This window comes from Streptosporangium sp. NPDC020072 (assembly GCF_040631445.1).
GTDB lineage: Bacteria > Actinomycetota > Actinomycetes > Streptosporangiales > Streptosporangiaceae > Streptosporangium.
Map to the genome: position 1 here is coordinate 135,449 of NZ_JBEYAB010000021.1, position 24,961 is coordinate 160,409.

The window sequence follows — 24,961 nt, forward strand, 5'->3', positions numbered from 1 at the left end:
CGCTCACCTCAGGGCGGTCCGGCCTCCAGTGTCACACCGGGCTTCCCGCGGAGAACATGATGGGCCGGACCTCGATGCCGATGCCGGGTACGGAGGCGTCCGGGATCATCGCGGCCAGTTCGAACGCGCGCTCCCTGCTCTCGCAGTCGATCATGTAGAAGCCCGCGAGGTACTCCTTGGTCTCCAGGTAGGGGCCGTCGGAGACCACCGGGACACCGCCGTTCACCCGGACGACGGCGCTGGTCGAGGGGCCTTCGAGCACCTGGTGACCGACCAGCTCGCCGGACTCCTCGACCGCTTTGATGAACGGCTGGTGGCCGTTCATGATCTCCTTGCGTTCCTCCTCGGTCAGCGAGTCCCAGATCTCGGGGTTCATGTGCATGATCAGCAGGAACTTCACGGGGTTCTCCTCTCGGCCCGTACCGGCTTTCCACGGTGAGGTCGGAGACGGCGTCGAATTCTTGACTCCCCGGCGCAAGATCTGAGAACCCGTTCCGACCTCTCAGTGAGAGGTAACCCTATCTGTCACCTCCTCACCAACGGGACGCATCCACGAAGAGGAGCCCAATATGTCCGTCAGTAATACGGAGGAGACCGAGCCAAAGGCGACAGGCCGCACCTGGATGGGGCTGGCGGTGCTGGCGCTGCCCACGCTGCTGGTCGCGCTGGACATGAACGTGCTGTTCCTGGCGTTGCCGAGGCTGACCGCCGAGCTGGGCGCCGACAGCGTCGAACAGCTGTGGATCACCGACGCCTACGGGTTCATGGTCGCCGGACTGGTGATCACGATGGGCACGCTCGGCGACCGGATCGGGCGGCGCAAGTTGCTGCTGACCGGGGCGGTGTTCTTCGCGATCGCCTCACTGGCCAGCGCCTACGCGCCCAACCCGACGGTGCTGATCGCGGCCAGGACGGTGCTGGGCATCGCGGGCGCGACGGTGATGCCGTCCACCCTGGCCCTGATCACCAACATGTTCCGCGACGGCCAGGAGCGTGGCAAGGCCATCGCCGTGTGGGCCACCTGCAACTTCACCGGCGCCGCGCTCGGCCCGGTGGTCGGCGGCATCCTGCTCGACCACTTCTGGTGGGGGTCGGTGTTCCTGATGGCCCTGCCGATCATGGTGGTCGTGCTCATCGCCGGGCCGCTGGTGCTGCCGGAGTTCCGCCCGCCGCAGGCCGGACGGCTCGACCTCACCAGCGTCCTGCTGTCCATGCTGGCGATCCTGCCGATCGTGTACGGGATCAAGACCCTCGCCACCGGGAACGGCACGGCCACCGTGTCCGTCGTGGCGATCCTGGTCGGCCTGGTGTTCGCGATCGTCTTCGTCCGCCGCCAGCTCCGCCTGGAGAACCCGCTGCTCGACCTGCGTCTGTTCACCCGGCGCTCGTTCGCCCTGGTCGTGCTCGCGCTCTCGCTGGCCGGGATCGTGATGGCCGGCGTCGGCCTGCTGGTCACCCAGTTCCTGCAGAGCGTGCTCGGCTACTCCCCGCTGGTCTCGGCCCTGTGGTTCGCGCCGATGGGCCTTGCGGTCGCGGTCGGCACGATGGTCACCCCGGCCTTCACCAAGTCCCTCAAGCCCAGCGTCGCCATCGCCGGTGGCCTGGCGGTCTCCACGCTCGGCGCCGCCGTACTGATCGTGGTGAACTCGACGTGGGGGCCGGTGCCGGTCGTGATCGGCATCGCGATCCTGGCGGTGGGCACCGGGCCGCTCTTCACGATCGGCACCGGGCTGGTCGTCGGTTCGGTCCCGCCCGAGCGCGCGGGCTCAGCGGCGGCCATGTCGGAGACCGCGAACTTCCTCGGTGGCGCGCTCGGTCTGGCCCTGCTCGGCACGATCGGGGCGGCCGTCTACCAGCACCAGATGACCGGGGCCGTCCCCGAAGGGGTGCCCGCGGCGGCGGCGGAAACCGCCCGCGAGACCGTCGCGGGGGCCTCCTCCGTCGCGGCGAGCCTGCCCGCCGACCAGGCCGGCGAACTGCTGCGGCAGGCGCACGGCGCCTTCACCGCGGGCCTCAACGCGGCCGGTGTGCTCTCCACCGTCATCTTCGGTCTCTTCGCCGTTCTGGCCGCGGTCTTCTTCCGCAGGGCGGGCGGTGAGCAGAGCTGACCACGCCCCGAGTCCCCGGTCCGCCGTGTCGGGCGGACCGGGGCCCGGACAGCCGTCTCACACCGGCGCGCCCACCTGACCACCGCCGGGCCTGGCCCGCCGGGCGCCGCCCGCCGTACCGAACCGGCGCATGACGGGTCCCTCGAACAGGCGGAACGTCAGCCACGACACCAGAAGCGTCACGGCGAACAGCAGCGCGCTGACGGCGAGGGCGACCGGGGTCGGCCACGCCTCACCCGCGCCGAGCAGGTCGTGACCGGTGATCAGGATCAGCCGGTGCCACATGTAGAAGGCGAAGGACACCTCGCCGAGCCACACCCACACCCGCCCGGAAAGACCGGTGCGCCTGCCGTCGCGGTCGGCGACGGCGCCGTTGGCGATGACCAGCCCGAGCGGGACGCACAACGCCGCGACGAAGGCGTAGGTCGGCGGGATCAGCGGGGTCAGCGCGTAGACGACCACGCTGAGCAGCACGGACCCGGTGTAGCCGAGGGGGATCCTCCTGCCGGTCAGCACCATCTGGGCGAGGAGGATGCCGAAGACGAAGTCCAGCATCCGCACCGGCGGGAAGTGGTAGATGAACCAGGTCTCCCACTCGGTCACCCCGAGGATCGGGTACGGCTGCTGCGCGGGCAGCAGGCCGGAGGCGAGCGGGACCAGGAAGATCACCGCCACCACGCCGACGGCCCACATCCACAGCCGTTCCGGCCTGATCCTGCGCACGAGGCCGAGCAGGAAGGGGAAGCACAGGTAGAAGAACGCCTCACAGGAGAGCGACCACGCCACCGGGTTGACGCCGGTGATGGTCCGCGCCTGCGGGAAGAACGCCTGCAGCAGGAACAGGTTGCGTACGGCGTCCGCCAGGCCGACGGCGTTTCCCACCAGCAGGGTGATGACCAGGACCGCGGCGAGGAAGGTCAGCACGTGGTTCGGATATATCTTGAAGAAACGCCGCCGCCAGAACCTCCGCGGCGTGTCGTCGGGGCGCGCCGACCAGGTCAGCACGAATCCACTGAGCACGAAGAAGAAACCGACACCCGCTCCTCCGCCGAGGGCGAGCATTTTGAAGAGCATCGGGTGAGAGGCGCCGGAGGCGAAAATCCCCTCGACCATCACGTGCAGGGCGAAGACCATGGTTGCGGCGACGAATCGCATTCCCGTGAGTGAGGGAAGACGAGACGGAAGTCCGGTTGGGCGGGGTTCTGACAGGCTCGACGACTCGACCATGTGGCGCGACTCCAAACAGGCCCCCTCCCGTTCGGCGGGGGAGAGCCGGTGTGCGGTTGGTGCGAACTCTCCGTGCCGTTCCGACGGCCGGGCGGGGTTTTTCGAGTGCGAGGTCCGGTTACCGACGGCAGGGCTCTGAGCAGGGACTTCTCTCAGGTCTTCCAATCCGGTACGGCATGGTGACGCCTCCTCATGGCCTTCTCCGTGGCTCCTTCGCGGCCCTTTCGCGGCTCTTTCCGTGTGCGGGCGCTCGGTGGCCCGGCACACCCGTCGCGGCACCCGTCCCCGATCCGGGCCGTCCGCGAGGAGCCGTCCTCACGGATATGTCGGAGCCGGGGTCGCGTTCTTGACGTCCGCCGTCGTTCTTTTCGGGCTTCACAGCATTTTCAAAGAAATCGGGCCGGAGAAGTTGTGGCACTGTCAAGGAACCGCGGTCGGTTCCGACCTTTGAGCGGGAGGAAATCTCCGCCGGGAGACCGGGGCCCGCCCCGGCCCGTCGACTTTCGGGAGAGTGACCGCCGATGACCGCCACGCAGGAAGTAACTCCAGGAAACCTCTCGTCGCTGACCGGCCTGCGCGCCGTCGGCATGCTGTTCGTCTTCGTCGCCCACGGCGCCGCGGCCTCGGTGTTCGCCGACAAGGGCGTCGCCGCCGGTTACAACACCCTCATCGACAACGGGGTCCTCGGCTTCCTCGCGGTCTCGTTCTTCTTCGTGCTCAGCGGGTTCGTGCTGACCTGGTCGGCCAGGCCGGGCGCGCGCCGCTTCTGGCGGCGGAGGCTGCTGCGCGTCTTCCCCAACCACCTGGTGGTGCTCGTCGTCTCGGCGCTCACCTTCGTCGCGGCAGGGGAGACGATCAGGCTCGTCCCGGCGGTCGCGAACGTGTTCCTGGTGCAGAACTGGTGGCCGGACGCGGACCTGATGTACTACCAGCTCAACGGCCCCACCTGGACACTCTCCGTCGAGCTGCTCTGCTACGCGGCCTTCCCCCTGCTGTACGCGCTGGTCAACCGGATCAAGCCGGGCAGGCTGTGGTTCTGGTTGGCGGGCGTCGGGCTGCTGGCCCTGGCCATGCCGCTGCTGAGCGAACCGTTCCTGGCCGGGTACGGCCCGAGCAAGGTCTTCGGGGTCGGCTCGTGGCCCCAGCAGTGGTTCCTGTACTTCTTCCCGGTCACCCGCTCGCTTGAGTTCGTGCTCGGCATGATCCTGTGCAGGATCGTCCAGACGGGCCGCTGGGTCCGCGTCCCGGTCGCGGTCTCGGCGCTCTGCGTGCTGGCCGTCTACGTCGCGCTGTACTTCCTGCCGCAGAACTTCGTCTTCGCCGCGCTCTACCCCATCCCGATGGCCCTGCTCATCGGCTCGGTGGCGACGTCGGACCTCGCGGGCCGTTCCAGGGTGATGAACAGCAGGCTGATGGTCAGGCTCGGCGACCTCTCCTTCGCGTTCTACATCGTGCACATCCCGGTGCTGTTCTCGGTGCACGCCGCGTTCGCCGGGGAGTGGGTCGGATACGCCAACCACTACACCCGGACCCAGTGGAACACCCCGACCGGGATCGCCTTCCTCGTCGGCGCCTACCTGCTGTGCGTGCTCGCGGCCTGGGTCCTGCGGACCGTGGTCGAGATCCCGGCGATGCGCCGCTGGGGCGGGAGCCGTACGCGGGGGGCGTCTGGCCTGTCGCGGCCGAAGGCCCCGGGGCCGCAGCTCCAAGCGTGAACACCGTCGACCGTCACCCCTCCAGGAGAGAACCGATGACCGACGCGACCTATCCGACGCTGTCCTATCCGATGCGGCGCACCTGCCCGTTCGAACCGCCCCCCGGCTACGCCGAACTGCGCGAGCGCCCGACGATCTCCAAGGTCAGGCTGCCGACCGGTGCCCTGGCCTGGGCGGTCACCCGCTACCGGGACGTCAGGGCGATGCTGGCCGACCCGAGGTTCAGCTCGGACATGCGCCACCCCGGCTTCCCCGTCCTGTACGAGCACCAGGTGCCCGCGCCGGAGTTCTCGACCTCGCTGATCGGCATGGACGCGCCGGAGCACACGATCGCCCGGCGGGCCGTGGCCGGGGAGTTCACCGTCCAGCGGCTGCGCCGGCTGCGGCCACGTGTCCAGGAGATCGTCGAGGAGCACGTCGAACGCATCCTGGAGGGGCCGCGCCCGGTCGACCTGGTGCGGGCCTTCGCCGACCCGGTCCCGCTCATGGTGATCTGCGAGCTGATCGGCGTGCCGTACGCCGACCGTGACTTCTTCCTCAAGATCTCCTCGACCGTGATGAACGCGCCCTCGCCCGAGGAGGGCGGGCGGGCCATGGTCGAGTTGACGGACTATCTGGACGCGCTGGTCGGCGACAAGGAACGCGACCCGACCGACGACGTGATCGGCAGGCTGGCGGCCAGGCCGGGGGAGCCGGGCGTCCCCGGGCACAAGGACCTCGTCGGGATGGCCTTCATGCTGCTGATGGCCGGGCACGAGACCCCCGCGAACATCATCGCGCTCGGCACCCTGTTACTGCTCGAACACCCCGACCAGCTCGCCGCGCTCCGCGCCGACCCGGCGAGGACCCCGGCGGCCGTCGAGGAACTGCTGCGGTACTTCACGATCGCCGAGATCGCCACCTCCCGGGTCGCGACCGAGGACGTCGAACTCGGCGGCGCCGTCATCAGGGCGGGGGAGGGCGCCCTGGCCCTCATCACCGGGGCCAACCGGGACCCGGACCAGTTCGCCAGGCCGGACGAGTTCGACATCGGCCGCGGCAACCACCACCACGTGGCGTTCGGCTTCGGCGGTCACCAGTGTCTCGGTCAGCACCTGGCGCGCCTGGAGCTGCAGATCGCCTTCGACACGCTGTTCGCGCGGATCCCCGGCCTGCGGCTCGCCGAACCGGTCGAGGCGCTGCGCTTCAAGGACGAGGCCATCAACTACGGCGTCTTCGAGCTCCCGGTCACCTGGTGATCGCCGTCTGACCCCGGCCGCGCCGTCCGAGCAGGCGGCGCAGCGCGGTCGGGGTGTGACCAAGGTGCTCGCGGACGGTCCTGGTCAGGTGGGCCTGGTCGGCGAAGCCGAGGTCGGCGGCGAGGGCGGCGAGGCCATGCGCCGTGCCCTCGCCGCCCTCGTCGCTTTCGCGGTTTTCGCCGCCTTCGCCGTTTTCGATGCGCCGGATCACCCGGCCGACACGGACCCGGTTGCGGTATCGCGTCAGTGAGACGCCCATCTCCCGGGAGAAGACACGACTCAGCCGGTACGGCGAGACGCCCAGGAGAGCCGCCAGCGGGCACAACCCGGCCGCGTCGGGGTGGTCCGCGACGATCGCCTCGCGGGCCGCCGCGACGAGTGCCCGGTCGGCGGGGTTGGCCGGACGGCCCTGACGGTGGCCGGTGGCCGCGGCGACCAGCCCGAGCAACTCCTCGGTGAGCGCGTAGTCGACGTCGCCGCCGCGCGCCGCGGCGAGCAGCCGCCGGTGGGCCAGGTCGACCCGGGCGTCCACGTAGACCGTCGTGCCGGTCCACGGCCCGTCCCACAGACGCGGGGAGACGGCCACGGAGGTGCACAGGTCACCGCCGGCCGGATGGGCGAACCGCTCCTCCTCACCCGGCGCCGCGAGGTAGGCCATCGTCGGGTCCAGGTCGGCCTCGACGCCGTCGGCCCACCGCCTGAACCTGCCGCGCCGTACCAGGACCAGCCGGTGTGCCCCGCCGGGATCGGGCTCCGACCACCGGGTGTGGTGGGCGCGGCAGGTCACCGTGGACACGGCGAAGTGGGGGCGGACGGCGAGGGGCACGGCGGACAGCACGGGGGGACGTTACCCGGCGGGTGCGACAGAAACGGCCCGCAAGAATCTTCAAGACCATAACCGGCGTAGGCGGGAAGCTGGTTACGTAAACGACGACCACAGGAGCCACGATGACCGCTCTCGCGGGACCGACCGCCATCATCATCGACTGCGCCGACCCCCGGGCGCTCGCCGAGTTCTACGGCAAGGCCACCAGCTGGAGGATCACCTACAGCGACGACGAGACCGCCTACCTCGGGGACGGCCCGATCCAGCTCGCCTTCCAGCGGATCGAGGACTACCGGGGCCCGGGGTGGCCCGACGCGGCCAAGCACGCCCACCTGGACTTCAGGGTCGCCGACGTGGAGGCCGCGACGAAGGAACTGCTCGCGCTCGGCGCGACGAGGCCCGGTTTCCAGCCGGGTGGGGACGGCTGGACGGTCCTGGCCGACCCCGAGGGGCACCCCTTCTGCATCAGCGCGGGCTGAGGCTCCCTCAGCCCGGGGCGGGGACGTGCGAGGCGTAGAGCGCGCGGAGCAGGTGGTTGAGCCGCTCGCGCTCGCGCCGGTCCAGCGCGTGCAGGAAGCGGTCCTGCTCGGCCGCCGCCGTGACGGCGAGGGCGCCGAGCAGGGCGTTCCCGCCCTCGGTGAGGGCGACCGTACGGCGGCGCCGGTCGGTCTCGTGCGTCCTGCGCTCGACGAGCCCCCTGGCGGCCAGGGAGTCGAGGACCGGCACGATGTTGCGGGCGTCCACGGCGACCAGCTCGGCCAGGCGCCGCTGGCCGATGGGCCCCTGCGCGCCGAGCGTCGCGAGGACGACGTACTGGGCCTGGGTGAGGTCGTGGCCCGTCAGGAAGGCGGCCCACGACCGCGCCGCCAGCGACCCCAGCCGCGCCAGCAGGAAACCCGTGCCCCGCTCGAAGTCACTCACGCGGTCCAGCCTAGCCGATAGACATGTTTCATGTCATTTGGTAGACATGAAACATGTCTATCGAGGAGCGGCACACCCACGTGCCGATCGCCGGATCCCCGCTGCACGTCGTCGAGACGGGCGACCCCCTGGGCAGGCCGGTGCTGTTCCTGCACGGCTGGCCGGAGTCATGGCGAACCTGGCGGGGCGTGATGGAGGCGGCGGGGACGGACGCCAGGCTCCTGGCCGTCGACCTGCCGGGGATCGGCGACTCCACGGGGCCTGCCCCCGGCGGGTCCAAACTCCGCCTGGCGGGGATGGTGCACGAACTCGTCCTGAGCCTCGGCCTCACCGACCTCACACTGGTCGGTCACGACGCCGGAGGCATGATCGCCTACGCCTACCTGCGACGGTACGGCGCCGCCCGTGTGGTGATCATGAACACGGTGATCCCCGGTGTGGCCCCCTGGAAGGACGTCCTGGCGAACCCGTACATCTGGCACTTCGGCTTCCACGCCGTGCCCGCCCTGCCGGAGACCCTGGTCAGGGGACGCCAGGCCGCCTACTTCGACTACTTCTACGACGTGCTTTCCGTCGACCCGGCGAGGATCACCCCGGAGTCACGCCGCGCCCACGCCGCCGCCTACGCGCGTGACACGGCGCTCACCGCGGGGTTCGACCTCTACCGCGCCTTCCCCCAGGACGCGCTGGACAACGCGGCCCTCGCCGAGGCGGAACCGGTCGGCACACCCCTCCTCTACCTGCGGGGCGACGGCGAGGGCGGCGACATCACCGCCTACGCCCAGGGCTTCAGGGAGGCGGGCGTCCTGCGGCCGGTCACCGCGCTGATCCCCGGCGTCGGCCACTTCGCCCAGGAGGAGGCACCCGCCCAGGTCTGGAAGCTCATTCACGACTTCACCAGGTGACGGGCAGCTCGCGCACGCCGTAGATCACCGAGTCGACACGCAGACCGAGCTCCTCGACCGGACGGGCCAGAGCGAGGCCGGGGAAGCGGGCGAACAGCCTGGAGATCGCGACCTCAAGCTCGACCCTGGCCAGGTTCTGGCCGAGACACTGGTGCGGGCCGAACCCGAACGCGACATGGAACCTCGGGTCACGCCGCAGGTCCAGCCGGTCGGGCTCGGGGAAGGCGCGCTCGTCCCTGTTGGCCGACAGCAGGGAGAGCACCACCCCCTCACCGGCCTGTACGGTCACCCCGCCCACCTCCAGCGGCGCCGTCGCCATCCGCGCCATGGGCCCCTGCGTGATCGTCAGGAACCTCAGCAGCTCAGCCACCGCGGGACGGACGAGAGCCGGGTCCGCGCGCAGCTCGGCGAGCTGCCCGGGATGGTCGAGCAGGGTCAGGACGCTCAGCGCCAGCGCGTTCGCCGTGGTCTCGTGCCCGGCGATCAGGAGCACCCGCGCCATGCCGAGCGCCTCGTCATGGGTGAGCTCGCCGGCGTTCACCCGCGCCGCGATCCTGCTGAGCAGGTCGTCCTTCGGCTCACGCTCCCTGTCGGTCAGGAGCCGGTCGAGATAGACGGCGATCTCGGCGAAGGCGGGCCCCGCGACCTCGGGCGGGTTGGAGGACAGGATGGCCGCGCTACGGGTCTGGAAGAAGGCGTGGTCCTCGTACGGCACGCCGAGGAGCCCGCAGATCACCAGCGTCGGCACCGGCAGGGCGAAGCGCCGGACCAGGTCGGCCGGGCCGCCGCCCTTCTCCAGGTCGTCGAGCAGGCCGTCGACCACGCCCTCGATCGTCGGCCGCATCGTCTCGACGCGCGGGACGCTGAACTCGGAGGTGAGCATCCGCCGCAGCCGTCCGTGCTCGGGGTCGTCCATCCGGGTGAACGACAACTCACCCGGCTTGGCGCCGGGCAGCAGCTGGGGGAAGCCGGCGAGCCTGTCGTCGGCGCTGATCCGGGGGTCGGCCAGCACGGCCCGGACGTCGGCGTGACGGCTCAGCACCCAGTGCTCCTCGCCGTCGGCGAAGTGAAGGCGGCAGGGCGGTTCCCCGCGGAGCTCGGCGAGTTCCGCGGGGACGCCGTACGGGTCCGGTCGGTGGATGGGAAACGTACGTGCGGTGGGCCGGTCCATGGTGCCCCTTCCTCACAGGCGGGAGGCAGTGTCCCTCAGTCAACCGGCTCGAATCATATGCAGCCGGTAATGCCTGGAGAAGGGGCGAAAAAAACAGAGCATTTTCCGATAAATGGACTTGAAAGGGGCGGCTTTTCTGTTCTCTCTTCCTGACACCCGGGGAGCAGACGGTATAGCGGCGGCCGTGAGCGCGGCCGTACGACATGGGCCTGGATGGCGGCCGGTGCGCCTACGGTGCGGGCGCGGATTTGGGCGCGGCATGGAGCGCCCGGATCCGCCCGGCTCAGCCGGTCACACGGCCTTGAGGCAGTGATCTTCGACGATCTCCAGCTCTCTGGCGTAGATCTCGCGCAGCCCTTCCCAGCCGTGGTCACGCGCCTTCTTCCCACGGATTGGACCCACCGGGTATCCGTCGAGAAGGTGTTCGGCGACGTTGAAGCACAGGTGCCACCCGGCCGCGACCTCCGGCATCCACCTGCGCTCCTTGAGCGTGTGCCGCAGCGTTAATCGTGTCCCGGAGCCGAGCGCGGCCAACTCCCAGCGCAGCCGGTCACCGCCCCAGGTGTATTCGAGCAGAGTCGGCGGTTCCGCGCGGCTCACGAACTCGGACATCCCCGCGGAGATCCCCGGCCCGTCGTCGAGCATCGTCAGCGTCGTCTCACCGACCGTCCCGAGGTCCCTGTCGGCGGTGTAGGGGGACCATTCACCCAGTTGGGCGGGGTCCGTGAGCGCTGCCCACACGCTCTCTGGCGAGTGCCGCAGGTCCCGGACGAAGACGAGAGTCCACCGTCCCCCGTCGGTCTGATAGCCGACCTCGGAGTTCGTCACTGCTCCTCCTGGTTGTCGAGATGGCGTTCAAGGGCGTCGAGATGCCGCTCCCACAGCCGGCGGTACGGCGCGAGCCACTCATCGAGCGCCTCGAACCGCCTGGGCTCGATCCGGTAGATGCGCTGCTGCGCAGCCGTACGACAGGAAATGAAACCGGCCTCCCTCAACACCTTCAGATGCTTGGACATGGTTGGCTGACTGACCGCGAGCACGTCAACAAGCTGCCCGACACTGCTCTCCGCCCTGAGCAGCCGATCGAGGATCCGTCTCCTCGTCGGCTCAGCAAGCACAGCGAACACATCCACAGGCACCCCCCAAATATGCCTCGCCGGGAATATACCTGACAAGCCCTACGGCAAGGCATGAGACGAACGATGGCCATCCAAACGGTGAAGTGCTGATTTCCGCATGGGACATCTGGGCCCTATTGAGTTATCCCCAAACTCCTGAACCTGGTGCTTTCGGTCAGCTGGGCCAAGCTCAAACCAGATCATCATTCCGGCGGAGTCGCGATGGAACCCCCATTGGGTGGCGAGGACGTTGACGAGTGCGAGCCCACGCCCGCCTGCGGCGTCCGGCGTTGAGTTCCCCTGACAGGGAATCCTCAGGGAACCCGAGTTCTGGACGGCGATCAATACGCCCTGGTTGGTGAAGAACTCCCGATGACTGGATGCCGGGCCAGCGGGGTGTTCGGCGACGTCGGCGGCCAGCTCGCTGGTGAGAAGCATCGCGCTGCGGGCGGGACAGAAGGTGGGATTCGGGTTCCCAGCTTCTGGTCCACGGAAATGGGGATCTTGTAACGCCGCCGAAGCAGGTCCAAGACCTCACCTGGTGCCCCGGACCAGGACTCCCGGCTGCTCATCGTTCCCGGGGGGCCTGCCTTACGAATGTCCTCCGATATCCGTCATGTTCTCCAAGCAGGGCTTGAGTACCTTCGATCGATCTACGACCGTTGAGGAAACTTTCCCATGAAGACGGGTCGGCAGCAGCGCGCCGGACGAGCGCTGGGCAAGATCGAGGCTAGCCAGCGATCAGGGCTGTCGCTTTGCGGGCTGAGTCACGCGGCTCGTAGGCGCGAGTAGCGTTCAGCGAGAACTGCCTGTTGCGCGGCGATACATACTTACCTTTTCTAGCCTTCTGTCGGGATTTGTCTCAGATGTCCGGGGGCTCTGGGGCGCTTCGTTTCGCTTCCTGAAGCCATGTCGGCGGTGTCCGAACTACGGAGGAGGCTCAAACCGAGAATCCAGAAGCAGGTGTTAACTAGGCCGGATCAGCCCTGTTCGCTGAGTGCGTCAAGGACCGCCTTCTGGGCTTCCGCAGGCAGGCGACGATATGCCGTCCAGGCACGTTCCAAGGGAGTCGACCCGCGGCGGCCCCGCTCGATCCAGCGACAGAGGCGGCGTAGTTCCTGCGGGCCAAGGGTCCTGATGTCGGCGAGGACCTCATCCGTGCGGACGGGGCCACCGAGATGACCAGCACGGCAGCGCTTACACTCGGTGACGAGCATCAGCTCCTCGCTGCCGTCAGGGAGAACGATCTCCGTGCGGGTAACCGAGAGCACCGCGGTCTGGTTGGAATCGTCGAGGTACGGCTCGCCACCGGAGATCCCGCAGACGGTACACATGTAGTCGTCGCGTTGCAGGACAGCCTGCTTCTCCTTGGCTGAGATGGCTTTGCCGGGTGCGGCGGCACGCCGGGCCACCGGGTCCCAGACGGGCACTCCCGCCTTGACGAAGCGCTGGTCCTCCGCCGTGAGTGTCGCGTCCTCGGTGTTGGTGAGGATGACCCAACCGTAGTCGCGAAGGTCGCGCACGCGTCGGTCGATCTGTGAGACGCCTGGGAACGCTTCACGAAGCTGGCCTTTGGTGAATGTGTGCCCTTCGCCGACCACCTGCGTGAGCCAGAGCGCGGCCCTGATCATGGTTCCGGCCTTGTGCTGGGGGTCGTTCCAGGCGTGGGGAGGCATGTTGCTCGCTCCGTCTTCTCCAGGACCGGGACGCGGCTTCTGGATCATGTTAGGCGTTTCGCTCGCGATCCATATCATGGTGCCTGGATTCCTGAAAACTCGGGCCGCCTTGGAGGCAACGTCATGGCTGTGAAGTTCGGTGTTCCTCCCGAGGGCGAGAAGATCCGCTCCCTGGTCGAGGAACGCCTCAAGCAGGCCATGTCCGAGAACGGCGCCAAGATCACAGTTGACTGGCGGGGCGAGCAGAGACACCTCTACGTAATCTCGATGCCCGCTGACATGCTCTACTTCAATCCGGACACCCACCGGATCCGGGCCCAGAGGACTCTGGACCCGGAACGTAACCGGAGCCTGGAAGAGAAGCCTTGGAGCGATGCAGCCCAGGCTTATCTCCACGACCTTCTGAAGCAGAAGCCGTCCAATCCGAATCAGACGGATCCTGACTACATCACGCTGATGGACGAGCTCGAAGACTTCGGGCAGAAGGAGCCGGGCATCATCAGCCCGGACGGCATCCTCGTCGACGGGAACACCCGCTGCGCCGCCCTGCGGGACCTTGGGGTCAAGGACATCCGCGTCGGAGTGCTTCCTGCTGACACCTCTCGCCGGGACATCAACAGTGTCGAGCTCGCGCTGCAGCTCCGCAGGGACAAGCGGCGTGACTACTCCTACATCAACCGCCTCATCGCGATCGAGGAGGAGCTCGGCAGCGGGCGGCGTGAAGAGGATGTGGCTCGCGACTTCAACATCAAGGTGACCACTCTGCGGCAGGACCGTTGGGTCTATCAGATGATCAATGACGCGATTGAGCGCAGCCGCACCGACAGCGGTGTCAGTCTCCGGCTCGTCGACTTCGAGGAGCACCAGGAGAAGCTCAGGGAACTGCAACGGGACTTCGCGAAGAAGGCCGCTACCGACCCCGACGCCGCCGAGCAGCTCAAGGAGTCGAGGCTGGCGATGGTTGTCCTCAACTACCCCAAGACTTCCCTGCGCCTGGCCGAGGAAGACTTCCACAGCCGCTACCTGGACGAGCGCCTGCCGGTGGAGCTTCGCCCGATTGTGCAGGAGGCCAGCGCAGTTCAGATTCCTGGACTTTCCGGCGTTACCGTCCCGGACGCCACGGCCGCCGTCAAAGTGACCCGCGCTCTCACCGACAGGCTCCTGCAGGCCGAAGCGGCCAGAATGGCGGCGGACAAGCTGAATCCGCAGGCGGTTAAGGAAGCCGACCGGCTGATTGAGACGGCACGCAGGACGTTCGACGCGGCGGTGAAGCTGGCTGGCCAGAACGCCCAGCTTGAGAAGCGCAAGGTAGCTGTCCAGGAACGGCTGACCGATGCCGCCGACTACGTGAAGCAGTGCGCCGCCGAGTTCGCCGAGGCCAAGGCGAAACGCGCCCTCGATGAGGACGCTTTCGACGACGCGTTGCTGGAGCTACGTGACAGTCTCGTCCGGCTGGCCAGACAGGCCGGCCGGACGTTCACCTCGCCCGGTGACGGTGTGGAGTGGCTGCTCGCAGCGACGCGGGAAAACTGATGGGGCAGACCACGTCAAACGCCAGCCTTGAGATCGGCTTCGGTGACGGTGTCGCCAAGGCACGCCTGCGCGGGAGAAACGATCGCGAGGATGATCTCAGGCGGCTGGCTCTCAGGTTCCCCACAGGTGTTCAGCGCATGTCGGGCGTGCTCGAGGTGGATGTCGACGACCTTCTGGTGAATCTCGCTGCCCTTGCGACCTGGCCCGAGCCGGCCACGGTTGTCTGGGACCCGCAACTCGCGGACCTGGCGGCGGGTTCCGCGGCGGACGCCCAGGCCATGGGCCAGAGGATCGACGGGGCCAGCATTCCGGCCGCGGTGGAGCCGGACGACGTGCCTGAGCTCCTGGGGGCGTCCTGGACGGGCGATCTGACCAGTTTCCAGCGCCGGGACATCGCGCGGCTGCTGTCGCTCAGGCACGGGGCCAACTTCTCGGTGCCCGGAGCCGGCAAGACCCGTGTCGGACTCGCGGTCTTCCACGCGCTGCGCAGCAAGGGGGTTGAACGCCTCCTGATCGTTGGGCCGAAGTCCTGCTACGAGTCCTGGCTGTTCGAGAACGAGCGGTGTCTCGCTGATCCGCTGCGGATGGAGGTCTACGGAAAGGAGAACGACCCGTCCGCCGACGCCTTGATCGTCAACTACGAGAGACTTCGGTTCGACGGAGTGACCAACGACCTGGGGCAATGGCTGTCGGCGCGGCCTTCCATGCTCCTGCTCGACGAGGCACACCGGATGAAACTGGGAGCCGAAGGAGCGTACGGCGCAGCCTGCCTGGCGCTCGGCCCTCGGGCCAGACACCGGCTCATCCTTACTGGTACGCCGGCGCCCAACGGGGCCAAGGACCTGGAGAACCTTTTTGGGTTCGTATGGCCCGGCCATGGGCGTCAGAAGGTCATCCAGGCCATCGGGGGAGGAGACCTCACCAAGGCGAGCCAAGTGCTCCGTCCCCTGTTCACCAGGACGACCAAGGGGGAGCTTGGTCTTCCGCCGGTCACGACAAGCCTGCGGCCTGTGCCGATGCCGCCGTTGCACGAGGAAATCTACGGGGCGCTGTCAGGGCACTTCTCGGCGAGAGCCGCCGGCTCCGAGAACGATTTCCTCGCTCTCGGGAAAGTCACCGTGTACATGCTCATGGCCGCGACCAGCCCGGCTCTCCTTGCGGTTGGCACGACCCGCTATGAGCCGCTCGCCTACCAGGTGTCCCCGCTGGCGGTCCCGGAGGGCTCGCCGCTGTGGACACTGATGCGAGACCTGCCCAGTCACGAGATGTCCCCCAAATACCAGGAAGTGCTTGCGATTGTCGCTGACAACGCCTCGAAGGGACGCAAGACGCTTGTCTGGTCGACGTTCATCCGGAGCCTGAACACCCTGGGCCGTATCCTCGGCGATTTCAGGCCGGCCATCGTGCACGGTGGCACGGAGGACCGGGAAGCGGAGATATCGCGGTTCAGAAAAGACCCTGACTGCATGGTCCTGCTCTCCAACCCTGCGACCCTCGGTGAGGGCATCAGCCTCCACCACGAGTGTCATGACGCCGTGTACGTCGATCGTGACTTCGCGGCAGGCCGCTTCCTGCAGAGCCTTGACCGCATCCACCGGCTGGGCCTCGCGTCGGGCACCCAGACACGGATCATCGTTCTGGCGTCCGAAGGCACCATCGACGAACTCGTTGAGCAGCGTCTGGCGGAAAAGCTCCTGTTCATGGGCAGCGTCCTTGACGATCCCGCCGTACGGGAACTTGCCGACCTCTACGAGGAGCCTCCCGTTGGCGGCGGACTAGACCAGCGCGACCTCCAGGCGCTGATGGGCCACCTCCGTGCCGCTGCCGCCTGAACCTGTCCTTCGCGCAGCCATCCGCTGGCTGGAGAGACTTCCCGTCAGCGGATACAAGCGGTGCCGAGCGCTCTTCTCGACACACCCAGACTTCAGCGACGTCACGCCAACCCAGTACGACGCCGCGTACTCGTGGCTCAGAGAAGCGGGAGCGCTGAATGATGGACGCCGGTCGACACCGATCCCGCAGCAGGTCTTCGAGGCTGTACTTCTTGACCTTTCTTGGTTCCCGGACGCGGGCGAACTTGTTCGGAGCCCTGATGAGCTTCCAGAGGATGCTTTCCGGGCGGCCAAGATTCTCGGCCTCGACAGCACGCAGGCGTTCCAGCACCTTCACGCGTTCTGGGGCAAGGTCGACACCGAGCGGCGGATACGGATCGGCTCCGCAGGCGAGGCAGCTCTGGTCAAACTGCTGGAGGACTCAGTGGCAGCACACGTGGAGCATGTGTCCCAGCACTCGGACGGCTACGGGTACGACATAAAGGTGCAGAACGGGGCGTACCAGCTACACATAGAGGTGAAGACCACTCTTCGTCGGCACAGCCTGACCGTGTTCCTGTCCCGGCACGAGTACGAGACCATGGTTCACGACTCCGCGTGGCAGCTCGTTGTCGTACGTCTTTCCGGCGATCTGAAAGCGGAGGCGGTCTGCTCGGTGCGCGGGGAGTGGATCAGGCAGCACGTGCCTCAGGATCGTACGGTCAGCGGACGCTGGGAGTCGTGCCGTCTCAAGATTCCTTCGGCCGAAGCTACCAGCGGGATCGAGAGGCTCGCTCCGCTTCTCGCTGAGAGGAGATCGCCAATGGTTGACGGCAGTGCCGGATGGTGACCTTGAGCAGGCGGCGGATCGAGGATTCTGCGGAAGGCTCTACGCATCGCCCTGTCACCAGCTCTGATCAGGTTTCCTTGGAGATCCCAGCCTGGCTCCACACACGCTCGAACTCCTCCCTGCCAATCACCGATGGAGAGAACTCCTCCTCGGAAGCGATCTCCTCCAGCGACTCGATCGGAACCTCTGAGAGCCCGGTCATCGTGGTCTCCGTTTCCATGTCAGCTCGCTCCAGCCGACCATCACGGAACATCTGGACCTTGCGTGTTTCGTAGCCCTCGTCACCAACTTCGCTGTACAGCTCAACCGGTTCCTCGGGGAAGTCGTGATGCCAGTGCACCCTGAGATACCAGACCATCGTTCGACCCCCAGCTCACAATCCGGCTTGTGAGGTCGAGAGGTTCGCGGCTCGGGATCACGAAGACGTGCTCCCTGCCGTAGACGACCTCAAGCCCGGTCACGTCCACCTCAACGTAGTGGGTGAAGCGCCGGACCGCGTAGGGCACACGCAGGAAGCAGAGCGACAGCTGAGAGGCTGAACGGCTCCCGGGTGGGATGTCCGATACATACTGTCCGTCACCGTACCTGGCATCGTTCGTGTCAGGTCTTGCCAGGGAAGGGTTGAGTCTGCGGCTTTTCAGGATCCCTGCCAGGTTGGTGGCACTGGTGTAGTGCCACATCGTTTCAGCGGCGTACCGGCCCGGAGGCTTCAATGCGTGGCCGGGGAGCGTGAGTCTCGATCCCTGGGTTTCCTGGCCTTCTGTCATAGTTGAGATCAAACCAGCGATTTAAGGACGATGTGGCTGCGATCTCCTGAATTCAATTGCGAAATATTGAACGAAATTGCATGACAGGGAGTGCCGGTCGCGTAGCGCCTGGCGGCCACAAGGAGGCACCGGCGGACCCGGGTAATGGGGCGACGGAATGATCGGATGATCGGACAGTGCGCCGTAGGGGGGCGAGAGATTCTTGAGTCATACCTGCCGGTCCTGTCCAATATGCAAGAAAATGCATCGGAAGATGGGGGTAATGTCCAGATTGTCGGGCGTCGCATATGGCATGATCGTCCCGGTATGTTGATCTAGTTCGTAGGGAGTCCTTCTGCTATGTCCGACAACGTCGCAGGGGTAAACTTTCCTCCCGGGTGGGCGCGGCTCATTGATGAAGCAGTCACTTCCTCCGGCCGCCGTGCCAGCAAGATCGCTTCTTGCTCGATGCGTGTGGCCAAGGAGTTCTCGAAGCTTGACCTCAGTATCGAGGGGCACGGATTCGATGCGTCTTTGCTGAGCCGTATGCGTAGCGGTAAGGGACTCCAGAAGCCCTGCTTCGAGAAGCTGATCGTGCTGAAGCTCGTTTTGCTTTGCCTGAGTGATCACCCGGGATCGATCCGGGATGATGCCCGACTTGGAAAGATGATCGCTGAGGCGAAATTCTTTGCGGAACAGGTTTGGAAGGCTATAGAGGAAAGCCGGGAGGTGAATGATCCTTATCATGTGATGAACGCGAGACATGAGCGCACGGTAGAGCTGTTTGAAGCGTACGGTAAGGGTCTTCTCGCTCAGATAGGTAAGGGTGATGGAGAGGGGGCCGAGGCGAAGCTGGCGCTTCTCCACCAGCTTGCTGGGAATGGCGACGATGCGCGTTACTGGTCGAGCCGGGCTCAGCTGACGGATCTCGACTACTTGCCCGCATCGTCACAGTCGGAACTGTTTTCCCGGGCACGCCACTATGCTGCTGAATACCATCGAGCCTCCAGGGTGGATGTTGTCCGCATATATCTGGAGTACGCGGCGGGATCAGGTGACGGGGCTGCGGCACTCCTGCTTGGCGGGATGGCCGAGCTGGAGGAGGACTCGGAGAGCGCGATGAAGTGGTATCGCGACGCTGAAAGTCTCGGGTATTCGGGCGGTGGGCCGCGCGCGGAAGGTCTTGGTTAGGCACTGATCTGAAGTGGCCTGTTTTTGTGCTCCCCTCCGGGGGCGAGTCCTTTCGGTGGCCTGCCCTAACGTACCGCCAGGCGGCGAGCGCAAGGAGCCCAGGGCATCCGTCCGGCGGTGATCGCCGTGTGGTGGCCAGGATTCCGGCTCCTCAGCTCTGCGACTTGGGTGGGCTTTCACTGAAGCGGTCTCGGCCCTGTGGTGAGTTCGCCATGATCATTGACGCGCTCTCAGTCGTCTCTCCGGTCACTTGCGTTAATATCGCTCACATGTTCGGAGTAGGAGTGCAGTGCCGTCACCACCACTTCCACGGCGGTGGACAGCGACTCGTGCTCCCAGAGGCGGATGACACGCCACCCGGCAGCCTCAAGGGCCGCGTTGACCGTCCGGTCGCGCTCCATGTTCCGGCGCAGCTTGGGAGTCCAGTACCACTCGTTGGTGGTCGGCTGCCGTCCATGTTCGGGGCAGACGTGCCAGAAACAGCCATCCACGAAGACCGCGACCTTGCGGGCAGTGAAGACGATGTCTGGCTTGACCTTCACGCTCTCAAGGTCGAGCCGGAAGTCCTTCCGGTAACGGTAGCCCAGCCGGTGCAGTGCGCTGCGAAGCACTACCTCCGGCTTGGTGTTCGTCCTGCGATTGGCCTGCATGTTGCGCGATCGCCCCTCGTTGAGCGGGGCAGGGTAAAGCCCTCGCTCGTGGGCCTGCTTGCGGGCTTCGACCCTCTTATGGTCAGACACATCCGTTCCGATGGGCGCATGGTTGCCTGTCTTCCCGGTGAAGATACAGTTGCCAGCTCGTCCGCGTCGCATCCGGGGAATGAAAGGGGTCCTCGTGACCGAGCAGCCACTTCGCGTCATTGAGATCTGTGCTGGTGCTGGTGGTCAGGCGCTCGGTCTCGAAAAGGCGGGCTTCGAGCACGAGCTCGCCGTCGAGCTGGACGAGAATGCGGTCAACACACTGCGTCATAACCGGCCCGCCTGGAAGGTGGTCCAGGGAGACGTCGCTGATCCTGGCGTCTGGGACCCTGCCACCTATGCTCCGGGCCCAGGGCATCCTCCGGTCGATCTCCTGGCCGGCGGAGTGCCCTGCCCGCCGTTCACTATCGCGGGCAAGCAACTAGGGGCTACGGATGAGCGTGACCTCTTTGCCTGGGCAGTCGAGCAGGCCAACATCGTCCGGCCCAGGGCCTTGCTGCTGGAGAACGTGCGGGGGCTGAGCATGCCCCGTTTCGCGGGCTACCGCCAGCACGTCCTGGACAGGCTTCGAGAGTTCGGCTATGCCGCTGAATGGCGCCTTCTGCAGGCCTCGCACTACGGGGTTCCGCAGTTGCGTCCACGTTTTGTGCTTGTCGCCATGGCACCTGATGACTTCGCGCACTTCCACTGGCCTGAGCCGATTGGGGATCCCCCCACTGTGGGAGAAACACTGCTGTCTCTCATGTCTGTCAATGGCTGGAAGGGGGCGGAGAAGTGGGCGGAGAGAGCTAACAGCATCGCCCCCACCATCGTCGGGGGTTCCAAGAAGCATGGTGGTGCGGATCTGGGGCCTACCCGTGCCAAGCGTGCCTGGGCTGAGATGGGGGTCGACGCCCTTGGCATTGCCAATCACGCACCTGGGCCGGATGATGAATTCCCCAAGGGGCCCAAGCTCACGTGTGAGATGGTCGCTCGTATCCAGGGCTGGGACGAGAACGAGTTCCAGTGGACCTTCACCGGCAAGAAGACCTCAACTTACCGGCAGATCGGTAACGCTTTCCCGCCTCCGGTTGCCAAAGCGCTTGGTGTCTCCATAGTTGCCGCACTCAATCATACGACTGAGCGTCGTGAGCGTGACCCTGACAGGGACCACGACCCGATCTACCGTGTGCTCCGGGAAGCTGGCGTCTTTATGACAGCGGCTCAGATTCTCCGCGCTGCCAAACTGGAGCTGGAGGCGCATGAGCTGGAACGCAGGATCAGCCTTCTCAGCCGCGACTTTCACATCGACATAAGCAGCGGCAAATCGGGGACATCCTACAGGCTTGGTCAGTTCAAGGCATTCCTCGGCCAGGAGGACCATGTTCGTCATGATCAGTTCGATCTGAACCGCTCCAGGATCAGCTGAACCTCCTGTTGAAGATGAATTTCCGGAGCTGGGCCGGCTCGGGGGCAGGCTTCTTCCGATGTGGAAGCAGTTGATCGACCAGGGTGAATTTTACATTCGTTTACATTGCTGAGCCGAGCTTCAATCACAGTCCGGAGAAAAGACCAAGATGGGGTGTGCTGGCATTTCCGGTTACGAGCCCGCGGTCCAGAAAACGATTGAACTCCTCGCATGCAGTATCCGGTAACAGAGCATAGCTGTGGCAAGCGGCAAGGTTGTATGAGCCGGGACCCTGCCCCAGGATTTCCATGCACACGGGGCCAGAAGAACACCAGTGCGCGTTGTTTATCGCGTTACATATTACGTTGTTGAAGCGATTGGACTGTCCCATGCGGACCAGGTCCCAGTATGCCCTCGGAGTCGCCGGCGGCGGTATAGATGAGCAGGCCGCGCATACCTTCCTCCCAGAGGAGACATAAAGACGCTCGCACAGCGAGGCGGAGTTGTAGCCGCGTTCGTAACCAGTTGGTTGATGAGCAGGTGAACGAAGGTGTGGAGCAGCACCAGCCTTGGGCTGATGTCACGTTCGGCAAGAAGCAACTTTCCCGAATCGCTCCACCATTAAGCTCAGCCTGTCCTGCAGTTTTAGATTAGATTACGTTCCTCCATTCCTTGAGCCGTTCGGGGTTTAACTTCAGGTAAATTCCTTCGCTCGTGACTGTGTAGGTCGGCAGTCAAGATGGATCGTCGGTTGGCTTGCGACGGCGCAGTAGTTCCATACGAGCATCGTCATTCTCGAACAACGCCATCCCTATCGGCACTGCGGGGTCTCCCTGCAGAAGACCCAGAGCCGGTTGAATTCTGGCCGCTACGCTTGCTCGGCGGTAACTGTGTGATCAGCAGATCCTGGCCGGTCTGCCCGATGTCGGCAGGCCTAGGTCGGTTTAGCCTTCTGGCTTTCTGGCTATCGGGGATAGTCGCGGTAGACCGTCGGCTTCTTCTGGCTGCCTGGGAAGGCCATAATCAATATTTGGACGGTGGCGGCTGGGGTTTCGGTGTTTTCCTCTACCGCTTCGCGGCCGCGGATGTGGACTCGGACCCGGTAATCCCCCGGGCCCGCGACCGCGAGGTTGGGCATGCGTTTGCCGTCGCTGTCGACGAGGGACAGGGTGCCCTTGGCGGTTCGGTAGCTCACCTCGACGACCTGTTCCCAGCCCCGGGTCTCCACCGGAGGACGGCGGAGGTAGGCCTCGCCCGTCACGCACGCGCTCCCGGCCTCGTCGGCGACCCATACCTTCAACGTGCCGAGGCCGCCGCTGACCAGGTCGGCGACCATCTCGCTGGCGCGTCCGCCCTCGTCCCACGCGTGGATGTACCAGAACTCGGTCCCCATGACGGCTCTGGCCCGCCGTACCGGCCTGATCTTCGGACGGTGGCGGGGGTGAGCGGCGCAGCGCCGGTCCGCTGCGGCGGTGTAGGCGTCGTTCTCGGCCTTTCTGCGCCGGTCCTCTTCCTCGGTCGCCTGGGCCGCGCCGGGACACCGCTTCGCCAATGTCCCCGTTGGCGACGGACGGTCCGTCATCCGGCTCATCGCCTTCTCCGCGGCGGGGGAGCTGTTCCGTACGGTCGGCTCACACAGCCGGTCACCGTACGCGAGAAGTTCACGGTCCGGCATACCCGCCGGTTCGAGCACGTCCTCCCTGTATTCGCCTTCCCGGATCGCGCACAGAAAGTCCCGGTCGGGACCTTCGTCGGATCCGGCGCAGCCGGATACCTGGGGGCCGTTCGCGGTGTCGGTCGTCACGCACAGGACGATCGGCGCGGCGAGCACGAGGGCGACTCCCGCACGGGCGAGGCGGCCACGCCGGGCGCCCAAGGCGCGCGAGGCTCTCGGGGTGCGCAGGGCGAGCAGGATCAGAACGGCGGGGGTCAGGGCGTAGAGCTGTATCGCGGTGTTCCAGCCCGTTATCTCCGATGGGCCCCAGATCTCGGCGCATGCCGGATCTCTCGACACGTCGAGCATGAGCAGCAGCGGGGAGGGCAGGTTGCGGACAACCAGCAGTGCGACGGTCAGGTAGGGCAGGAGGCGCCCGAGGTGGGGACGACCGAACCGCCGGGCCAGCAGGAGGCCTCCCCAGGAGAGCGCGATCAGCGGAGCGGCGCCGTACTCCATGAGGGGGAGATTCCGGACGGGGTACAGCAGGGCCTGCGCCTCGGTGCCGAGCTCATAGCCCGCGCACGGACGGGCTACGACAAGGCTGGAATAGCCACCCCCTGACCGGTAGGACAGTGCCTCCACGATCCAGAACCAGGCGGAGGGAACCGTCGCGGTCAGGACTGCCGCCGCCCAGAGGGCCGTTGATCGTTTGGACACGGGACGGAAGGTTAACAAGCTTCTCCGACAAGCCCATTTATGCTGATAAATCCGTTGTTTCAGGTCAAGGACTGGACGAGTTCCGGGAGGATCGTGCCCAAGGGGGCGTTGAGGGTGAAGGTGGCGTAAGGGTCGCCTCGGGTCTCGCCCTGGTTGACGATCACCACGGGGATGCCGAGCCTGGCGGCGTGCAGGACGAACCGGCGGCCCGACAACACCGTCAGCGACGACCCGAGGACCAGCAGCAGGCGTGCCTTCGCCACGAGGGCGTAGCACGTGCGCACCCGGTCTGCGGGGACGCTCTCCCCGAAGAAGACGACGTCGGGCTTGAGCGTTCCCCCGTCGCACGCCAGGCACCCGACCACCCGGAACCCGCTGACCTCGGCGTCGTCCAGGTCGACGTCGCCGTCCGGGTTGATCGTGGTGGTCTGGAAACCGAAGGAGGGGTTCGCCTGCCGGAGGCGATGGTTCAGCTCCTCGCGCGGGGTCGAGTCGCCACAGTCGAGGCAAATCACCTGGTGCAGGCTGCCGTGCAGTTCGACGACCTCCCGGGCGCCGCCCGCCTGGTGCAGGCCGTCGACGTTCTGCGTCATGATGCCGGTCACCAGGCCCTGCCGCTGCAGGCGCGCGACCGCGTGATGGCCGTCGTTCGGCGCGGCCTGGGTCATCGTCCGCCAGCCGACGTGGCTGCGGGCCCAGTAACGCCGCCTGGCCGCCTCACTGCCCATGAAGGTCTGGTAGGTCATGGGGGTGTGCCGGCTCAGTGAGCCCTGCGGACCTCGATAGTCGGGGATGCCTGACTCCGTGGACATCCCCGCCCCGCTCAGGACGACGACGCCCCCCTCGCCCAGCAACTCTGCCAGCCTGTTCCTGCCCTCGTTCACTCTTCCATGGTGCCTCACCGGGCACGCCGTACAGGCCCGGCGTCAGAGACGATCGATCTTGGCTCGCGACGGCCTACCCTGGGCGTATGGCCCACGCGAAGACATCCTTTGTCTGTCTGCCTTGCCGTGCCTCGTACAAGCAGCCCTACCCCGGCCCTGGTCACCGGGACCGGCCCTGCCCGCGCTGTGCCACGGCGCTGATCCATGTCGGTTCCGCCTTCGCGGCCCCACGACGGCGGGACAGGGAGGCCTGGCGGGTGCTCTCGTTGTTGCTGCACTCGGGCGTCCGCTTCCACAAGAGCTGTTGCGGTGGCCCGGGCTACCGTCCGCGTACGCTCAGCGAAGCACGTGCACGGATGGCGTACGCCCGCACGAGCGGAGAGCCGTTCGCCAAGGCTCTGACGCGCTACGAACTGCCCTGACGAAGCACCGGGGCGGGGGGGGGGGGGCCCCCCCCCCCCCGGGGGGGGGGGGGGGGGTGGGGGGGGGGGGGGGGGGTTGGGGGGGGGGGGGGGGGGGGGGGGGGCCGTGGGGGGGGGGGGGGGGGGGGGGGGGGGGGGCGCCCCCCCCCCCCCCCCCCCG

At 66.5% G+C, this 24,961-nt stretch carries 23 protein-coding genes; 10 read left to right on the forward strand and 13 right to left on the reverse strand.

Annotation, left to right across the window (positions count from 1 at the left end; translation table 11 throughout):
* Window positions 1–31: 31 nt before the first annotated feature.
* Window positions 32–400 carry a YciI family protein gene (locus tag ABZ470_RS38110; RefSeq protein ID WP_352014228.1) on the reverse strand — a complete coding sequence of 123 codons (369 nt, stop codon included), beginning with the start codon at window positions 398–400 and terminating at the stop codon, window positions 32–34.
* 169 nt (window positions 401–569) lie between these two features.
* Between ABZ470_RS38110 and ABZ470_RS38115 the strand changes: the two genes are divergently transcribed.
* Window positions 570–2,108, forward strand: a complete 1,539-nt coding sequence (locus tag ABZ470_RS38115) for an MFS transporter (protein WP_352014227.1) — start codon at window positions 570–572, stop codon at window positions 2,106–2,108.
* 57 nt (window positions 2,109–2,165) lie between these two features.
* Here the strand turns inward: ABZ470_RS38115 and ABZ470_RS38120 are convergent, their stop codons facing one another.
* The gene (locus ABZ470_RS38120) at window positions 2,166–3,263 is read right to left on the reverse strand and encodes an acyltransferase (RefSeq protein ID WP_362917674.1); all 1,098 of its coding nucleotides are present in this window, start codon (window positions 3,261–3,263) and stop codon (window positions 2,166–2,168) included.
* A 593-nt stretch (window positions 3,264–3,856) separates the two neighbouring features.
* Here ABZ470_RS38120 and ABZ470_RS38125 point away from each other — a divergent pair.
* Both ABZ470_RS38125 and ABZ470_RS38130 read left to right on the forward strand, forming a co-directional pair.
* Window positions 3,857–5,050 (forward strand): acyltransferase, encoded by a 1,194-nt coding sequence (locus tag ABZ470_RS38125; protein ID WP_362917676.1) that lies wholly within the window; start codon window positions 3,857–3,859, stop codon window positions 5,048–5,050.
* Between the two features lie 35 nt (window positions 5,051–5,085).
* The gene (locus ABZ470_RS38130; protein ID WP_362779369.1) at window positions 5,086–6,288 is read left to right on the forward strand and encodes a cytochrome P450; all 1,203 of its coding nucleotides are present in this window, start codon (window positions 5,086–5,088) and stop codon (window positions 6,286–6,288) included.
* Here ABZ470_RS38130 and ABZ470_RS38135 read toward each other — a convergent pair.
* Window positions 6,278–7,126 (reverse strand): AraC family transcriptional regulator, encoded by an 849-nt coding sequence (locus ABZ470_RS38135; RefSeq protein ID WP_362917678.1) that lies wholly within the window; start codon window positions 7,124–7,126, stop codon window positions 6,278–6,280. The genes ABZ470_RS38130 and ABZ470_RS38135 overlap by 11 nt on opposite strands.
* Before the next feature lie 110 nt (window positions 7,127–7,236).
* Here ABZ470_RS38135 and ABZ470_RS38140 point away from each other — a divergent pair, with 110 nt between their 5' ends.
* Entirely contained in the window at window positions 7,237–7,593 is a 357-nt protein-coding gene (locus ABZ470_RS38140) for a VOC family protein (protein ID WP_362779376.1), read from the forward strand.
* 7 nt (window positions 7,594–7,600) lie between these two features.
* Here the strand turns inward: ABZ470_RS38140 and ABZ470_RS38145 are convergent, their stop codons facing one another.
* Window positions 7,601–8,035 (reverse strand): MarR family transcriptional regulator, encoded by a 435-nt coding sequence (locus ABZ470_RS38145; RefSeq protein ID WP_362917680.1) that lies wholly within the window; start codon window positions 8,033–8,035, stop codon window positions 7,601–7,603.
* A gap of 53 nt (window positions 8,036–8,088) precedes the next feature.
* Between ABZ470_RS38145 and ABZ470_RS38150 the strand changes: the two genes are divergently transcribed.
* Window positions 8,089–8,940: an alpha/beta hydrolase gene (locus ABZ470_RS38150; RefSeq protein WP_362917682.1), complete on the forward strand. Its 852-nt coding sequence runs from the start codon at window positions 8,089–8,091 to the stop codon at window positions 8,938–8,940.
* Here ABZ470_RS38150 and ABZ470_RS38155 read toward each other — a convergent pair.
* The 4 genes from ABZ470_RS38155 to ABZ470_RS38170 all read right to left on the reverse strand — a co-directional run bounded on the left by ABZ470_RS38155 (window position 8,930) and on the right by ABZ470_RS38170 (window position 12,905).
* The gene (locus tag ABZ470_RS38155; RefSeq protein ID WP_352014219.1) at window positions 8,930–10,111 is read right to left on the reverse strand and encodes a cytochrome P450; all 1,182 of its coding nucleotides are present in this window, start codon (window positions 10,109–10,111) and stop codon (window positions 8,930–8,932) included. The genes ABZ470_RS38150 and ABZ470_RS38155 overlap by 11 nt on opposite strands.
* Window positions 10,112–10,402: 291 nt before the next feature.
* Entirely contained in the window at window positions 10,403–10,939 is a 537-nt protein-coding gene (locus ABZ470_RS38160; protein ID WP_362917684.1) for an SRPBCC family protein, read from the reverse strand.
* Entirely contained in the window at window positions 10,936–11,250 is a 315-nt protein-coding gene (locus ABZ470_RS38165) for a metalloregulator ArsR/SmtB family transcription factor (protein ID WP_352014217.1), read from the reverse strand. The genes ABZ470_RS38160 and ABZ470_RS38165 overlap by 4 nt, the downstream gene beginning before the upstream one ends.
* Window positions 11,251–12,209: 959 nt before the next feature.
* Window positions 12,210–12,905 carry a hypothetical protein gene (locus ABZ470_RS38170; RefSeq protein WP_362917686.1) on the reverse strand — a complete coding sequence of 232 codons (696 nt, stop codon included), beginning with the start codon at window positions 12,903–12,905 and terminating at the stop codon, window positions 12,210–12,212.
* Window positions 12,906–13,028: 123 nt separating this feature from the next.
* On the opposite strand from ABZ470_RS38170, the gene ABZ470_RS38175 reads away from it, so the two are divergent.
* The 3 genes from ABZ470_RS38175 to ABZ470_RS38185 are packed head-to-tail and all read left to right on the forward strand — an operon-like array spanning window position 13,029 to window position 17,099.
* Complete coding sequence (locus tag ABZ470_RS38175; protein WP_362917688.1) at window positions 13,029–14,438, forward strand: ParB/RepB/Spo0J family partition protein; 1,410 nt, start codon at window positions 13,029–13,031, stop codon at window positions 14,436–14,438.
* Window positions 14,438–16,270: a DEAD/DEAH box helicase gene (locus ABZ470_RS38180; protein ID WP_362917690.1), complete on the forward strand. Its 1,833-nt coding sequence runs from the start codon at window positions 14,438–14,440 to the stop codon at window positions 16,268–16,270. The genes ABZ470_RS38175 and ABZ470_RS38180 overlap by 1 nt, the downstream gene beginning before the upstream one ends.
* Window positions 16,254–17,099 carry a DUF3883 domain-containing protein gene (locus ABZ470_RS38185; RefSeq protein ID WP_362917692.1) on the forward strand — a complete coding sequence of 282 codons (846 nt, stop codon included), beginning with the start codon at window positions 16,254–16,256 and terminating at the stop codon, window positions 17,097–17,099. Before ABZ470_RS38180 ends, ABZ470_RS38185 begins: the two co-directional genes overlap by 17 nt.
* A gap of 67 nt (window positions 17,100–17,166) precedes the next feature.
* Here ABZ470_RS38185 and ABZ470_RS38190 read toward each other — a convergent pair whose 3' ends face one another.
* Both ABZ470_RS38190 and ABZ470_RS38195 read right to left on the reverse strand, forming a co-directional pair.
* Complete coding sequence (locus ABZ470_RS38190) at window positions 17,167–17,457, reverse strand: hypothetical protein (RefSeq protein WP_362917694.1); 291 nt, start codon at window positions 17,455–17,457, stop codon at window positions 17,167–17,169.
* Complete coding sequence (locus ABZ470_RS38195; RefSeq protein WP_362917696.1) at window positions 17,402–17,866, reverse strand: HYD1 signature containing ADP-ribosyltransferase family protein; 465 nt, start codon at window positions 17,864–17,866, stop codon at window positions 17,402–17,404. The genes ABZ470_RS38190 and ABZ470_RS38195 overlap by 56 nt, the downstream gene beginning before the upstream one ends.
* Before the next feature lie 339 nt (window positions 17,867–18,205).
* Between ABZ470_RS38195 and ABZ470_RS38200 the strand changes: the two genes are divergently transcribed.
* Complete coding sequence (locus tag ABZ470_RS38200) at window positions 18,206–19,036, forward strand: hypothetical protein (protein ID WP_362917698.1); 831 nt, start codon at window positions 18,206–18,208, stop codon at window positions 19,034–19,036.
* Window positions 19,037–19,266: 230 nt separating this feature from the next.
* Here the strand turns inward: ABZ470_RS38200 and ABZ470_RS38205 are convergent, their stop codons facing one another.
* Entirely contained in the window at window positions 19,267–19,848 is a 582-nt protein-coding gene (locus tag ABZ470_RS38205; protein WP_362917700.1) for a very short patch repair endonuclease, read from the reverse strand.
* 22 nt (window positions 19,849–19,870) lie between these two features.
* Here ABZ470_RS38205 and dcm point away from each other — a divergent pair, with 22 nt between their 5' ends.
* Window positions 19,871–21,142, forward strand: coding sequence for a DNA (cytosine-5-)-methyltransferase (dcm, locus tag ABZ470_RS38210; protein ID WP_362917702.1), 1,272 nt, complete (start codon window positions 19,871–19,873; stop codon window positions 21,140–21,142).
* A 943-nt stretch (window positions 21,143–22,085) separates the two neighbouring features.
* On the opposite strand, the gene ABZ470_RS38215 is transcribed toward dcm, so the two are convergent.
* Together ABZ470_RS38215 and ABZ470_RS38220 are read right to left on the reverse strand one after the other, a co-directional pair.
* Window positions 22,086–23,495 (reverse strand): hypothetical protein, encoded by a 1,410-nt coding sequence (locus ABZ470_RS38215; protein WP_362917704.1) that lies wholly within the window; start codon window positions 23,493–23,495, stop codon window positions 22,086–22,088.
* Between the two features lie 59 nt (window positions 23,496–23,554).
* Window positions 23,555–24,379 carry an NAD-dependent protein deacetylase gene (locus ABZ470_RS38220; protein ID WP_362917706.1) on the reverse strand — a complete coding sequence of 275 codons (825 nt, stop codon included), beginning with the start codon at window positions 24,377–24,379 and terminating at the stop codon, window positions 23,555–23,557.
* Between the last annotated feature and the right edge of the window lie 582 nt (window positions 24,380–24,961).

Coding starts and splice junctions, on each gene's coding strand:
- ABZ470_RS38190 (WP_362917694.1), bottom strand. CDS start 17,457: ATGGTCTGGTATCTCAGGGTGCACTGGCATCACGACTTCCCCGAGGAA.
- ABZ470_RS38200 (WP_362917698.1), top strand. CDS start 18,206: ATGTCCGACAACGTCGCAGGGGTAAACTTTCCTCCCGGGTGGGCGCGG.
- ABZ470_RS38180 (WP_362917690.1), top strand. CDS start 14,438: ATGGGGCAGACCACGTCAAACGCCAGCCTTGAGATCGGCTTCGGTGAC.
- ABZ470_RS38155 (WP_352014219.1), bottom strand. CDS start 10,111: ATGGACCGGCCCACCGCACGTACGTTTCCCATCCACCGACCGGACCCG.
- ABZ470_RS38115 (WP_352014227.1), top strand. CDS start 570: ATGTCCGTCAGTAATACGGAGGAGACCGAGCCAAAGGCGACAGGCCGC.
- ABZ470_RS38130 (WP_362779369.1), top strand. CDS start 5,086: ATGACCGACGCGACCTATCCGACGCTGTCCTATCCGATGCGGCGCACC.
- ABZ470_RS38195 (WP_362917696.1), bottom strand. CDS start 17,866: ATGACAGAAGGCCAGGAAACCCAGGGATCGAGACTCACGCTCCCCGGC.
- ABZ470_RS38140 (WP_362779376.1), top strand. CDS start 7,237: ATGACCGCTCTCGCGGGACCGACCGCCATCATCATCGACTGCGCCGAC.
- ABZ470_RS38175 (WP_362917688.1), top strand. CDS start 13,029: ATGGCTGTGAAGTTCGGTGTTCCTCCCGAGGGCGAGAAGATCCGCTCC.
- ABZ470_RS38150 (WP_362917682.1), top strand. CDS start 8,089: ATGTCTATCGAGGAGCGGCACACCCACGTGCCGATCGCCGGATCCCCG.
- ABZ470_RS38120 (WP_362917674.1), bottom strand. CDS start 3,263: ATGCGATTCGTCGCCGCAACCATGGTCTTCGCCCTGCACGTGATGGTC.
- ABZ470_RS38125 (WP_362917676.1), top strand. CDS start 3,857: ATGACCGCCACGCAGGAAGTAACTCCAGGAAACCTCTCGTCGCTGACC.
- ABZ470_RS38170 (WP_362917686.1), bottom strand. CDS start 12,905: ATGCCTCCCCACGCCTGGAACGACCCCCAGCACAAGGCCGGAACCATG.
- ABZ470_RS38205 (WP_362917700.1), bottom strand. CDS start 19,848: ATGCGACGCGGACGAGCTGGCAACTGTATCTTCACCGGGAAGACAGGC.